We start from the raw sequence: 12,716 nt of genomic DNA on the forward strand, positions 1-12,716 counted from the left end.
AGGTTCTCCGACTCCGCTCCGTGACGGTGACCGCATGTCTTCAGCGTTGTACGCCCTGGGCCGCTGGGCGTTCCGGGCGCGTCGCGCGATGCTGCTCATCTGGGTCGCCGTGCTCGCGGTGCTGTTCACCGGCGCGGCGCTGCTCAGCGAGGGCACCGAGAACAGCTATTCGATCCCCGGCACCGAGTCGCAGGAGGCGCTCGACGCGCTCGCGCGCACCTTCCCCCAGGTGAGCGGCAGCTCGGCACAGCTCATCGCCGTCGCTCCCGAGGGCGGCTCGGTCACCGACGCCGACTTCGAGTCGGCGGTCGAGGCTTCCGCGACCGCGATCGCCGCCGTCCCGCAGGTCACGTCGGCGACCTCGCCGTACTCCTCGGCCACGAGCGAGGCGGCGAACATCGCGAGCGACGATTCGGCCGTGATCGTGCCGATCCAGCTCTCGGTGACCACCAGCGAGGTGCTCCCGTCGACGGCCGACGCGCTGCAGTCGGCCGGCCGTTCGCTCGAGGCGGCACTGCCCGACGGGTCGGAGGTCGCGGTCGGCGGGCAGCTCTTCTCGCAGACCTCGACGGGCATCAGCGTCACCGAACTGCTCGGCATCGCGATCGCGTACGTGGTGCTCCTCATCACCTTCGGCTCGCTCATCGCCGCCGGGCTGCCGCTCGTCACGGCACTGCTCGGCGTCGCGGCCTCGCTCTCGATCGTGCTCGCGGGCACCGGGTTCATGACGATCACCTCGACGACCCCGCTCCTCGCCCTCATGCTGGGCCTCGCCGTCGGCATCGATTACGCGCTCTTCATCGTCTCGCGGCATCAGGACCAGCTGAAGCACGGCCTCGACCCCGAGGAGTCGGCGGCGCGCGCCGTCGCGACCTCGGGCTCGGCGGTCGTCTTCGCCGCGACGACGGTCATCATCGCGCTGCTCGGGCTGACGGTCGCGGGCATCCCGTTCCTCACGACGATGGGCGTCGCCGCGGCGCTCGCGGTGGCGGTCGCGGTGCTCATCTCGCTCACGCTGACGCCCGCGCTCCTCGGCTTCGCCCGCTGGCGGGTCGTCGCGAAGCGGTTCCGCCCGGTCGGCGCCGACGCCGCCGCCCCGATTGAGATCGTCGAGCACGCGGATGCCTCGACGGCGACCCGCGACGACGACGCCGCCGTGGCATCCTCGCCCTTCGGTCTCGAACCTCACGCGACCGGCGGGCCCGGCGGGCCCGGCGAGCCCGACGACGCCGACCGAGCCGAGGAGACGGCCGAGGAGGCCGCCCGCTCGATCGACGACGACGACGGCGAGCACCCGCCGGCGCGCCGCGGCTTCTTCTGGGGCTGGGTGCGCACCGTGACCCGGTGGCCCGCGGTGACGATCGTCGTGATCGTCGGGCTGCTCGGCCTCGCGACGCTGCCGGCGGCCCACCTGCGGCTCGCGCTGCCCGATGCGGGCTCGCTCGAGGAGGATGCCCCGGGCCGCATCGCCTACGACCTGATCGCCGAGCATTTCGGACCGGGCTACAACGGCCCGCTCATCGTGACCGGAACGATCATCGAGAGCACCGACCCGGTCGCGCTCATGGACGACCTCGCCGCATCTGTGGCCGCCGTCGACGGCGTGGCGGCGGTGCCGCTCGCGACGCCGAACGAGACGGGCGACACGGGCATCGTGCAGGTGATCCCCGAGGGCTCGCCCGATTCGGAGGCGACCAAGGCGCTCGTCGCCGAGCTGCGCGCGATGCACGACGACTGGCAGGAGCAGTACGGGGTCGATCTCTCGGTGACGGGCTACACGGCCGCGGGCATCGACATCTCGGCGCGGCTCGCCGACGCCCTGCTGCCGTTCGGCCTGCTCGTCATCGGGCTCTCGCTCGTGCTGCTCGCAATGGTGTTCCGGTCGATCGTGGTGCCCGTGACGGCGGCGCTCGGCTACGCACTCTCGGTCGGTGCGGCCTTCGGCCTCACGAGCGCGGTCTTCGTCGACGGGGTGCTCGCGGGGCCCCTCAACGTCGCCGACGTCGGCACGGTGATCAGCTTCATGCCGATCATCCTCATGGGCGTGCTCTTCGGCCTCGCGATGGACTACGAGGTCTTCCTCGTCAGCCGCATGCGCGAGGACTACGTGCACCAGGGCGACGCCGAGTCGGCGGTCGACACCGGGTTCCTCAGCTCGGCCAGGGTCGTGACCGCGGCGGCGATCATCATGTTCGCGGTGTTCGCGGCGTTCGTGCCCGAGGGCGACGCGTCGATCCAGCCCATCGCGTTCGGCCTCGCGGTGGGCGTCGCGATCGACGCCTTCGTCGTGCGGATGTCCCTCATCCCGGCCGTGCTTGTGCTGTTCGGCGCCCGGGCCTGGTGGATGCCGCGGAGTCTCGACCGGATGCTGCCGCACTTCGACATCGAGGGTGAGGGCCTCGCCGAGGAGTTCGCACTGGCCGACTGGCCGGCGCCCGGCGCCCGGTTCGCGATCGCGGCCGAGGGGGTGCGCGCCGCCGTGCCCGGCCTCGACGACGAGAGGGATGCCTCGCCCCACCTCGATGCGATGGTGCCCCCGGGGGCGCACCTCGTGCTGCTCGGCGGCACCGACGGGGAGCGCACGCGGCTGCTGCTCGCACTCGGCGGCCGGGCACGGGTCGCCGCGGGCCGGCTGAAGTCGGTCGGATTCGTCGTGCCGCCGCGGGCGTCTGCGGTGCGGGCGCGCTCCGCGCTCGTGCGGTTCACCGACTCGGCGACCGCGCTCGACCGCGTGCGCGGCGCGCTCGACGCGCGCCCCGAACTGCTCCTGCTCGACGGCATCGAGGAGGTGGGCGACCCGGGGGTCGTGGGTGGCATCCGATCGCTGCTCGCCGAGGCCGGCGGCGGGGCTGCCGCAGGCGCAATCCGCCGCCGGCCGGCGCTCACGATCGTCGTCGCGGCGCGCGACGTCGATGCGGCCGTGCGGATGCTGCCCGAGGACGCCCCGTCGCAGCGCGCCCACCTCGCCGAACCGGCTGCGGCGTTCCCCGCCGACACCGCCGCGACCCTGACGACGGCGGGCTGACATGGCGACGCGCACCTTCTCGGCGACGTCGGGGTCGGAACGGCTCGGCCGGCTCGCGATGCTCGGGCTGGTGGTGCTGCCGCTCCTCATCGGCGTCGTGCTGAGCTGGGCGCTCGCGACGCCGACCGCGCATCTCGACCGGATGACCGCGGCCATCGTGAACGACGACGAGCCCGTCACGATCGACGGGCGGACGGTGCCGCTCGGGCGGCAGTTCGCGGCGGGGCTGATGGAGGGCACGGCGACGGCGAGCGCGGCGCCGTCCGCATCGCCGTCCCCCTCACCCGCGCCGTCGACGCCCCCATCGACGACCGGGCCGGCCACGGCGACCAGCGCGGAATCGGCGGCGACCGCCGCCCCCTCCGCGTCCGCGAGCCCGACCGCCACCGCGACTCCGGGCCCGACGGCGACCGCCGAGCCGACCCCGTTGCCCTCGCCCGCCGCGGCGACGCCGATCGAGAGCCCGACGGACTTCGACTGGGTGCTGACGAACCCCGACGAGGCCGCGGAGGGGCTCGCGACCGGCCGCTACGCCGCGGTCGTCACGATCCCGGCGTCGTTCTCCGCCGCGGCGACCTCGTTCAGCGGGCCCGCGAGCGCGGCGAGGCAGGCGGTCATCGAGGTCGCGACGACCCCGGCATCGGCGTTCCTCGACCCGGCACTCACGCAGGCGGTCACGCAGGCCGCGGTCGAGGCGCTCAACCGGCAGCTCATCGAGCAGTACCTCGCGCAGGTGTACACGGGCTTCACGACGATCGACGAGCAGATCGGCGAGGCCGCGAGCGGCGCCGCCCAGCTCGCCGAGGGTGCGGCCTCGCTCGATTCGGGCGCCGCGCAGCTCGCCGCGGGCGCCGAGTCGCTCGCCGCGGGGCTCGCCGCGATCGAGACCGGCGCGGGCGACCTCTCGGCAGGCATCACCGAACTGGATGCCGCGGCCGCCCCGCTGCCGGGCGCAGCGAGCCTGCTGGCCGACGGCGCTGCCGAGGTCGCGACCGGGGTCGATGCGCTCGCGAGCGACCTGGCCGGTGCGACCGCCGAGTTCGCGGCCGTCGTCGCCCGGGTGTGCGCGACACCGGGCCCCGTGTGCACGCGCGCGACGACCGCGCTCGAGAACCTGCGCGCCCTCGACGCGAAGATCGATGCGCTCGCCCGCGGCGCCGACGGCGTGGCGACCGGCAACGCCGACCTCGCCGAGGCGGCGAACGGGCTCGTCGACGGGATCGACGCCGCCGCGACGGGCGCCGACGAGCTCGCGGGCGGCGCGGCCGAGGCGAGCGCGGGCGGGGCCGAGCTCGCGAGCGGGTCCGACGAGCTCGCGAGCGGCGCGAGCGAGGTCGACGACGGGGCCGCGCAGCTCGCTGCGGGGCTGGCGCAGGCGAGCGAGCAGATCCCGAGCTACACCGACGACGACATCACGACGCTCTCGACGGTCGTCTCGCAGCCGGTCGTCGCTGACCAGGACGCGGGCACCCCGGGGATCGTCTCGGTGCCGCTCTCCTGCGTGCTCGCGCTCTGGCTCGGCGGCTTCGCCATGGCGCTCGCGCGTCGGGCGGTGCCGATCGAACGGTTGTCGGCGGCCGATCCGTCGCGGTCGATCGCGTGGCGCGCGGTGCTGCCGGGCCTCGGCCTCGGCGCCGCGCAGGGGCTCGTGGTGGGCGTGGTGGTGCTCACCGGTCTCGCCGTGACGCCCGCGCAGGGCGCGGCGTTCACCGTGGCGAGCATCGTGATCGGGGCGGTCTTCGCGATCGCGAACCAGGGGCTCGCCGCCGCCTTCGGCGGTGCGGGGCGCCTCGTCGCGGTGTTCATCGCGCTCGTCGCGTTGACCGCGGGGCTCTCCTCGACCGTTCCGCCGTTCATCGCCGCGGCCGCCGGGGCTTCGCCGACTGCGCCGGCGCTGCAGCTGCTCACGGCGACGCTGACCGATACCGACGCCGCCTCGGGCGCGATCTGGGGCGCCCTCGCGCTGCTCGCGCTCATCGCCGTGGCGTCGTTCGCCCTCGTGCTCGCCGGAGTCGCCGTGCGTCGGAGCGGCGACCCGCTGCGATTCGTCCCCGCGGGCTGATCAGAGCATCGCGCCGACGAGCGCCTCGCCGAGCGGGGTCCGCAGGTGGAGCATCCGCGCCCCGTCGCGCGTGGAGGCGACGAGTCCGCCCTCGCGCAGCACCGCGAGGTGGTGCGATGCCGTCGACACGGCGATGCCGTGGTCCGCGGCGACCTGCGAGGTGGTGCGCGCGTCGTGCGCGGCGAGCAGGATCGCAGCGCGGGCGGGCCCGACGAGCGCGCCGAGCGCCGAAGCGGTCGTTGCCGGGTCGCGCGCCCAGGTCTCGGTCACGCCCTGCGCGGGGTAGAACACGGTGGGCTGCGCGGGCGGCTCGGTGAGCACCATGCAGCCGTACGACGACATGACCGAGGGCACGAGCACGAGTCCGCTGCCGCGGCAGTCGAGCGCCTCCCGATGGAGGCGCAGCTCGACGCGGACCGCATGCTCGTGCCAGCTGATCGAGGGATGCAGCTCGCTCGCCATCGCGGCGAGGCCGCCGGTCGCGATCCGGCGCGACCGCACCGCGATGTCGGCGCGCAGCAGCCGCTCGAGCTGGGTCCACACGGGTGCGAGCACCGCACCCCACACCTCGACCCAGGCGTCCGCGATCATCGCCCGCGCCCGCTCGGGTTCGGCGATCATCCGCTGGATCGCCTGCTGCCTCGCCCCGCTCGAGCGCAGCACCATCTTGTGCAGGTCGACGAGCATCGGCGCGACCGGCGCCGCCCGCAGGCGCGCCGCCTCCTCCTCGGGCTCGAGGTCCCACCCAGGCTCGGAGGTGAGGAAGTCGGGCATGTAGCCGTCGACCCCGATGAGCACGGCGAGCAGTTCGAAGGATTCGCGGGGCAGGCGTCCGCGCACCGCCCGCAGCCAGCCCCACTGCAACGGATGCTCGGCCGGGCGTTGCAGCACGCGCACCGCGTGGCAGAGCTCGTGGCCCGGCGAGATGCCGAACCGGATCGCCGAGATGTCACCTGGGGCGAGCCCGAACTCGACGAAGTTTCGATTCACATCGAAACTCTAACGCGCGGGGATGCCTCGGGCGGAGGCTGAACGCAGATCGAACGAGGGCGGTGCCGAAGCATCCGACCCGCACGAACCGACCGAAGGAGCCACCGTGAACGCCGCAGAGATCACCCTCTCCCCCACCATGACGCCGCCCACCGCCCCGCGCGTCGTCCCCGCCGACGAGCTCCGCATCGGCAGCGGTCACACCCGCCGCTTCGTCGGCCTCGAGCACGGCGCACGCATCTCGTACTTCTTCGTCGACAACGAGCCCGGCGAAGGACCCGACCTGCACTGGCACCCGTACGCCGAGACGTGGATCGTGCTCGAGGGCGTCGCCCGCATCACCGTCGGCGACACCGAGCTCATCGCCCACGCCGGCGACACCGCGACGGCGCCGGCCGGAGTGTGGCACGGTTTCAAGAACGCCGGCGACGGGCGGCTGCAGCTCATCGGCATCCACGCCGCCGAGACCATCGTCCAGACCTGGGCCGACTAGGCCCACCGCACCGAAGGAGCATCCGAATGTCGTTCCAGGCCTACCTCGACAACATCGAGACGAAGACCGGACTCACCCCGCGCCAGCTCGTCGACCTCGCGCACGAACGCGGCTTCGACGAGACCACCAAGGCGACCCCGATCGTCGCCTGGCTCGCCGAGGACTACGGCCTGGGTCGCGGCCACGCGATGGCGCTCGTGCACGTCATCACGAAGGGGCCGCAGATCAGCACCAAGCACGTCGGCACCGATGGCGTGCACCGCGACGCCACCGACACCCTCTGGCTCGACGGCCAGGCGACGAACCCGAATCCCTGACGGTGCGCGGCGGCGCGGCCCGGTTCAGCCGAGCCGCGCCGCGAGCCGCGAGCCGCGGAACTGCCCGACGGCGACGAGCAGCACGATCAGCACCGCGAACACCCCGCAGCTGATGAGCCCGAGCGGGCCCGCGAGCCATGCCTCGGGCGTCGGCGAGCCGGCCGCGATGACGAGCGCGCCGAGCCCCGCCGAGGCGTTGAAGGCGCCGTGCGCGAAGACGGCCGGCCACACCGAGGCCGTGCGCAGCCTGGTCCAGCCGAGCAGCACGCCGAAGAGGGTGCAGGCGAGCATCATGAGCAGCACGCCGGTGCCGTCGGTCAGGCCGTAGTTGTAGCCGAGCAGGAGGAGCGGGCTGTGCCAGAACCCCCAGAACGCGCCCGAGACGAGCAGGGCCGGCCACACGCCGAGCGGGCGGAGCGCGGGTAGCAGCCAGCCGCGCCAACCCACCTCCTCGCCGAACGCGAGCGGGGCGTTGATGACCGCCCCGACCGGGATCATCAGGAACTGCGCCGCGACCACGAGCCCCATGGGCGGCAGCGGTTGGCCCGCCGGCAGCTGCGCGGCGATCAGCTCGGTGAACCCCGAGAAGCCGACGAGGTCGAACACCGCGAGCCCGAGCACCCCGACCACCACGAGCCCGGCGGCGACGATGAGCGGCATCGCGACGATCATCGCGAGGCTCGTGCCGATGGTGCGACCGAGGGGCCGCAGCGGCCACATGCCGAGTTCGCGCAGGATGTCGCGTGCCGGGCGCCGTCCGCTGATCCTCGCGTCGACGACGATCGCGATGAACGTCGCCGCGGCGGGCGTCAGCATCATCGCCATCGCGATGAGGGGCAGCAGCGGGTCGTCGAGCCCCTCGCCGCGCGCCCAGAGCGGCGCGGCGACGAGCCAGGCGAGCCCGCACGACACGATCGCGAACACGCCGACCGCCGCCCACGGCACGGTCGTGCGCGTCTCGGGCGACGCTGCGACGTCGGGGGCGGTCCGGGTCTCGATGCTCTCGCTCACCAGGGTCACGCTACCGAGCGCCGCCCCTCGGCGGATCCGCCGCGCGACGGAGATCGCTCGCCGCAGTGAGTCCGACGACGCAGTCGGGGCGCGCGGACGGGCGAACTACGCGACGAGGTTCCGCCAGTCGCCCGCGCGTGCATCGATCGGCGAGCCGTTCGCGATGCGCGCGGTGCGCGCGACCGGGTCGGTCTGCACGGTCGCGAGCGTCGCCCAGCGTTCGCCGAACGGCAGCGCCGGGTCGGGGCGGTGGCAGAGCAGCGGCTGCCCCGGGTCGGAGTAGAGGAAGGCGAGCAGCTCTTCGTCGGTGCGGGGCTCGGGGTAGTCGGCGAACCGGCTCGCGATGAGCCCGTATCGCTCGTCGGAGTCGGGCTGGTAGATCTCCGTCTTCTCCTCGGCCTGCGGTTCGGGGCTCAGGAAGTGGTTGGTGCGCACCACCGTGCCGTCGACGGGCTCGATCACGAACACCCCGATCGGCGTGATGTCGGTCGTGACGACGGTGTCGGCGTCGAGCAGCGTGAACGAGCTCGAGGCGCTCCGCGGGGCCGCCCGCACGAGGTCGAGCGCCTCCGCGACCGAGGCGGCCTCCTCGAGCACGGTCGCCGACAGCACATGCACGGGCACGCCGCCGGCCCCGTCGGCGCGGTGCCCCAGGATGTTGAAGTGCAGCGCGAGGCCGGCGCTGTTCACGCCGATCTTGCCGAGCATGCCGTGCTCGGTGAGTCCGACGACGTCGTACGTGCCGCCGCGCGTCTCGTGCGTGTGCCATTCGCCGTCGAGCTGGTGGTGCCAGTCCCACGTCTGCAGGCCGAAGGTGCGCACGGCGCCGCCGCCGAGCTCCACCCGGCGACCGATCGTCGAGCACTCGCCCGGTGCGGCCCCGAGGCCCTGCGAGAGGATCTCGGTGCGGGCGTTCAGCGCGTACACGTGCCACGGCTCGACCCCCGCGCCGGCCGCGATGCCGTCCATCTCGGCGAGGCGGGCCGGGCGCCAGTCGCCGACCGCGTCGGCGCACCGGAGCGCGAGCTCGCGGACCGTCGCCTCGTCGAGCGCGTACTTCGCGAAGAGCTCGAGATAGGTCTGCAGCCCCGCCGGCAGGGCGTCGCGGAGCTGCGCGCCCCGCTCACGACCGCGTTCGAGGGGGTCGCTGCCGTTCGCGACGACGTGCAGGCGGTCGGTGATGCTGTGCAATGGATCGTTCCTTCTGATGTGCAGTGGTGCTTCGGACGGCGATGCGGGCGGTGCCGCCGTGCGGCGGAGCGGCCGTCGCCGGGGTTTCAGATCTGCCGGGCGAGCTCGTCGATGACCCCGCGGCGCGGCAGCCAGCCGGGCTGGGGTGCGCACTCGAGCAGCAGTTTCGTGTACGGATGCGAGGGGCGGTCGAGGATCTCGTCGACCATTCCCCGCTCGACGATACGCCCGCGGCGCATGACGATGACGTCGTCGGCGACGGCGCGCACCACCGAGAGGTCGTGCGTGATGAACAGGTAGCTGAGCCCCTTCTCGCCGCGGAGGCGGTCGAGGAGGTCGAGCACCTGGGCCTGCACCGAGACGTCGAGGGCGGAGACCGCCTCGTCGAGCACGATGATCTCGGGCTCGGCCGCGAGGGCGCGCGCGATCGCGACGCGCTGCTTCTGCCCGCCCGAGAGCGCCGACGGCTTCGCGTCGGCGTGGCGCTCCGTGAGGCCGACCTCGGCGAACAGCTCGAGCACCCTGGCCCGGCGCCCGGCGCGGTCGAGGTCGGGCCGGTGCACGCGCAGCATCTCGTCGATGGTGGCGGCCACGGGCAGCGAGCGATTGAGCGAGCCCTGCGGGTCCTGGAACACCATCTGCACGAGTTTCGCCCTGGCGCGCAGGCGCGACCGCGAGGTGGTGGGCCTGACCTCGGCGCCGTCGATCACGACCCGGCCGGCGTCGGCCTTCTCGAGTCCGACGATCACGCGGGCGAGCGTCGACTTGCCCGAGCCCGACTCGCCGACGACGGCGAGACAGGTGCCGCGGCGCAGCACGCAGCCGACGTCGTCGAGGGCGGTGACGCTCGATCGGCGCCCGAGGTGGAAGGTACGGCGGAGGCCCTCGGCCTCCAGGATGACGTCCGCGCTCATGCGCGCGCCTCCGTTCGATCGTTCATCACCGGGTCGCGCGGCTCCGGGTGGAGCAGCGGCCGCGCCGCCATGAGCGCGCGGGTGTACTCGGTCTTCGGCCGGTCGCGGATCTCCTCGGGGGTGCCGATCTCGAGGATCGCGCCGTCCTTCATCACCGCGAGCCGGTCGCAGACCGCGGCCGCGAGATCGAGGTCGTGGGTGACGAAGATCATCGAGAGGCCGTGCTCGCGCCGCTTCTCGTCGAGGATCGCGACGACCTCGGCCTGGGTCGTCACGTCGAGCGCCGTCGTGGGCTCGTCGGCGAGCAGCAGCCGCGGCTCGCCCGAGATCGCCCCGGCGATCACGACGCGCTGCAGCATGCCGCCCGAGAGCTGGTGGGGGTAGGAGCGCAGCACCCGTTCGGTGTCGGTGATGCCGACCTGCCGCAGGAGCCCCGCGGCGCGCGCCTTCGCCTCCGACTTGGGGATGCCCCGTGCGTCGGCCATGCCCTCGATGAGGAACCGCTCGACGTGGAGCACGGGGTTGAGGGCGCCGTGCGGGTTCTGCGCGATGAGGGCGAGCTCGTTCGCGCGGATCCTCCGCAGCTTCTCGCCGCTCGCCGAGAGGAGGTCGGTGCCGGCGAACCCGATCGAGCCGCCGACCTTCGCCCCGGAGGGCTCGATGCCGAGCAGGCACTTCAGGGTCATCGACTTGCCCGAGCCCGACTCGCCGACGAGGCCGAGCGCCTCCCCCTGGCCGAGCGAGAACGAGTTGCCGCGCAGGATCTCGGTCTCGTGCCCCGTGTCGGGATCGGTGACCGAGAGCGTCAGTCCGTTGACGTCGAGCATCAGCGCGTCCTTCCCGCAGCGCGGCGACCGCCGAGCTGCTCGCCGACGTAGCCGAGGGCGGCCACGGTGATCACGATCGCGAGCCCTGCGAAGACGCTCTGCTCCCAGTACCCCTGCAGGAGCGAGGCCTGGCCGTTGGAGACCATCAGGCCCCAGTCGGGCGTGGGCGGCTGCACGCCGAGCCCCAGGAACGAGAGCGCGGCGAGGTCGATCATCGCGTAGCCGAAGTTGATGGTCATGCCCGTGAAGATCTGCGTCCGCACGTTGGGCAGGATGTGCCGCACGGTGATCAGGAATCCCGAGATGCCCTGCAGCTGCGCCGAGGACACGTACGGAAGGTTGCGCTCGCGCAGCGCCACCGAGCGGATCACGCGCGCGGAGTACGGCGTGAAGCCGATGGCGAGCGCGATCGAGGCGGTGAGGAGCGAGGGCCCGAAGATCGCGACCGCGAGGATCGCGAGCAGCATGTTCGGGAAGGCGAAGAGGATGTCGAGGACGCGCCCGATGAACGCGTCGACCCGGCCGCCGAACCACACTGCGGTGAGCGCGAGCGTCACGGCGGCGGCCGCGGCGACCACGACGACGATCATCGGCCCGATGAGGCTCGTGCGCGCACCCCAGATGATGCGCGAGAGGATGTCGCGGCCCGACTGGTCGGTGCCGAACCAGTGCTCGGGGCTCGGCGGGAGGTGCCGGTCGACGACCGAGCCCTGGTACGGGTCGTAGGGGGCGATGAGCGGCGCGAAGATCGCCGTCAGCAGGACGACGGCGAGCACGCCCGCGCAGACGAGTCCGAGCGTGCCGAGGCGGCGCCGCAGCAGGCTCCACCCCGACATCGGCCCGTCGAGGCGCCGGCGGCGCACCGCCTGCACCGAGACGGTGTCCTGGCCGACGGTGTTCGCCGGCGGCTCCATGCTGGTCTGCCGACTCATGCCGACACCTCCCTGGCCAGGCGTACGCGCGGATCGATCACGGCGTAGAGCAGGTCGACGATGAGATTGATCAGTCCGAACGCGAGCACCATGATGAGCGCGATCGCCTGCACGACGGCGAAGTCCTTCTTCTGCACGGAGTTCACGAGCAGCGATCCGATGCCGTCGAGGGTGAAGGCGTACTCGATCACGAAGGCGCTCGCGAGCAGGCCCGCGATGTTCGTGCCGAGCACCGTGGTGACGGGGAGCATCGAGTTGCGGATCGTGTGACGGGCGAGCACGATCCGCTTCGGGACGCCCCGGGCGATCGCCATGACGACGTGCTCGGAGCCCTGCTCCTCGCGCACCGCGGTGCGCGTGATGCGGGCGACGACCGCGATGGCCGGGAAGGCGAGGGCGATCGCCGGCAGCGTCAGGTGCCAGACCCGGTCGGTGAAGCCCTCGCCCGAGCCCGAGACCGGGAACCATCCGAGGTTGGCCCCGAACAGCGCCATCAGCAGGAGGGCTGCGAAGAAGGTCGGCACCGCGAAGCCGAGGTTCGACCCGAACACCACGACCTTCTCGAAGACGCCCGAGCGCGTCGCCGCGAGCACCCCGAGCCCGACGCCGAAGAGCACGATGAGGATCGCGGCGTACGCGGCGAGGAACAGCGTGGTGGGCAGGCGCGACTCGACGAGCGTCGAGACGTCCTGCTGCGTGATGAGCGAGCGGCCGAAGTCGCCGTGCAGCACGTCGACGAGCCAGTTCCAGTAGCGGACCAGGAAGGGATCGTCCAGCCCGTACTGCGCGCGGATGGCCTCGAGCACCTCGGGGCTGACCGTACGGCCCTGCACGAGGAACTGCTCGGGGCTTCCCGGAGCGAGGTACATGCCGCTGAACACGATGAAGCTCGAGACGAGCAGCACCAGCGCCAGCGCGACGATCCGTTTCAGTACGTAGATCATGGACGATCCC

11 protein-coding genes are annotated in these 12,716 nt (G+C 73.0%); 4 read left to right on the top strand and 7 right to left on the bottom strand.

Annotated elements, in window-relative coordinates:
• Window positions 1–34 precede the first annotated feature (34 nt).
• Entirely contained in the window at window positions 35–3,025 is a 2,991-nt protein-coding gene (locus ACFVAJ_RS03950; protein WP_376941499.1) for an MMPL family transporter, read from the top strand.
• 1 nt (window position 3,026) lies between these two features.
• Window positions 3,027–5,087 carry a YhgE/Pip domain-containing protein gene (locus tag ACFVAJ_RS03955; RefSeq protein ID WP_376941500.1) on the top strand — a complete coding sequence of 687 codons (2,061 nt, stop codon included), beginning with the start codon at window positions 3,027–3,029 and terminating at the stop codon, window positions 5,085–5,087.
• Here ACFVAJ_RS03955 and ACFVAJ_RS03960 read toward each other — a convergent pair whose 3' ends face one another.
• Window positions 5,088–6,077, bottom strand: coding sequence for a DUF5937 family protein (locus ACFVAJ_RS03960; protein WP_376941501.1), 990 nt, complete (start codon window positions 6,075–6,077; stop codon window positions 5,088–5,090).
• 106 nt (window positions 6,078–6,183) lie between these two features.
• Between ACFVAJ_RS03960 and ACFVAJ_RS03965 the strand changes: the two genes are divergently transcribed.
• The gene (locus tag ACFVAJ_RS03965) at window positions 6,184–6,570 is read left to right on the top strand and encodes a cupin domain-containing protein (protein ID WP_376941502.1); all 387 of its coding nucleotides are present in this window, start codon (window positions 6,184–6,186) and stop codon (window positions 6,568–6,570) included.
• A 26-nt stretch (window positions 6,571–6,596) separates the two neighbouring features.
• Window positions 6,597–6,887, top strand: coding sequence for a DUF4287 domain-containing protein (locus tag ACFVAJ_RS03970; protein ID WP_376941503.1), 291 nt, complete (start codon window positions 6,597–6,599; stop codon window positions 6,885–6,887).
• Window positions 6,888–6,911: 24 nt separating this feature from the next.
• Here the strand turns inward: ACFVAJ_RS03970 and ACFVAJ_RS03975 are convergent, their stop codons facing one another.
• The 6 genes from ACFVAJ_RS03975 to ACFVAJ_RS04000 all read right to left on the bottom strand — a co-directional run bounded on the left by ACFVAJ_RS03975 (window position 6,912) and on the right by ACFVAJ_RS04000 (window position 12,706).
• Window positions 6,912–7,898 (bottom strand): CPBP family intramembrane glutamic endopeptidase, encoded by a 987-nt coding sequence (locus tag ACFVAJ_RS03975; RefSeq protein WP_376941504.1) that lies wholly within the window; start codon window positions 7,896–7,898, stop codon window positions 6,912–6,914.
• A gap of 105 nt (window positions 7,899–8,003) precedes the next feature.
• The gene (locus ACFVAJ_RS03980) at window positions 8,004–9,089 is read right to left on the bottom strand and encodes a C45 family autoproteolytic acyltransferase/hydolase (protein WP_376941505.1); all 1,086 of its coding nucleotides are present in this window, start codon (window positions 9,087–9,089) and stop codon (window positions 8,004–8,006) included.
• An 86-nt stretch (window positions 9,090–9,175) separates the two neighbouring features.
• The gene (locus ACFVAJ_RS03985) at window positions 9,176–10,003 is read right to left on the bottom strand and encodes an ABC transporter ATP-binding protein (RefSeq protein ID WP_376941506.1); all 828 of its coding nucleotides are present in this window, start codon (window positions 10,001–10,003) and stop codon (window positions 9,176–9,178) included.
• Window positions 10,000–10,830, bottom strand: coding sequence for an ABC transporter ATP-binding protein (locus ACFVAJ_RS03990; protein WP_376941507.1), 831 nt, complete (start codon window positions 10,828–10,830; stop codon window positions 10,000–10,002). The genes ACFVAJ_RS03985 and ACFVAJ_RS03990 overlap by 4 nt, the downstream gene beginning before the upstream one ends.
• Window positions 10,830–11,762 (bottom strand): ABC transporter permease, encoded by a 933-nt coding sequence (locus ACFVAJ_RS03995; protein WP_376941508.1) that lies wholly within the window; start codon window positions 11,760–11,762, stop codon window positions 10,830–10,832. The genes ACFVAJ_RS03990 and ACFVAJ_RS03995 overlap by 1 nt, the downstream gene beginning before the upstream one ends.
• A complete protein-coding gene (locus ACFVAJ_RS04000) occupies window positions 11,759–12,706 on the bottom strand; it encodes an ABC transporter permease (protein WP_376941509.1) in 948 nt (315 codons plus the stop codon). The genes ACFVAJ_RS03995 and ACFVAJ_RS04000 overlap by 4 nt, the downstream gene beginning before the upstream one ends.
• Between the last annotated feature and the right edge of the window lie 10 nt (window positions 12,707–12,716).

It is taken from the genome of Agromyces sp. NPDC057679 (assembly GCF_042799635.1).
GTDB lineage: Bacteria > Actinomycetota > Actinomycetes > Actinomycetales > Microbacteriaceae > Agromyces.

Excerpts from the sequence above, each read along its gene's own strand:
- ACFVAJ_RS03955 (WP_376941500.1), top strand. The coding sequence starts at position 3,027 with ATGGCGACGCGCACCTTCTCGGCGACGTCGGGGTCGGAACGGCTCGGC.
- ACFVAJ_RS03970 (WP_376941503.1), top strand. The coding sequence starts at position 6,597 with ATGTCGTTCCAGGCCTACCTCGACAACATCGAGACGAAGACCGGACTC.
- ACFVAJ_RS03950 (WP_376941499.1), top strand. The coding sequence starts at position 35 with ATGTCTTCAGCGTTGTACGCCCTGGGCCGCTGGGCGTTCCGGGCGCGT.
- ACFVAJ_RS03990 (WP_376941507.1), bottom strand. The coding sequence starts at position 10,830 with ATGCTCGACGTCAACGGACTGACGCTCTCGGTCACCGATCCCGACACG.
- ACFVAJ_RS04000 (WP_376941509.1), bottom strand. The coding sequence starts at position 12,706 with ATGATCTACGTACTGAAACGGATCGTCGCGCTGGCGCTGGTGCTGCTC.
- ACFVAJ_RS03985 (WP_376941506.1), bottom strand. The coding sequence starts at position 10,003 with ATGAGCGCGGACGTCATCCTGGAGGCCGAGGGCCTCCGCCGTACCTTC.
- ACFVAJ_RS03995 (WP_376941508.1), bottom strand. The coding sequence starts at position 11,762 with ATGAGTCGGCAGACCAGCATGGAGCCGCCGGCGAACACCGTCGGCCAG.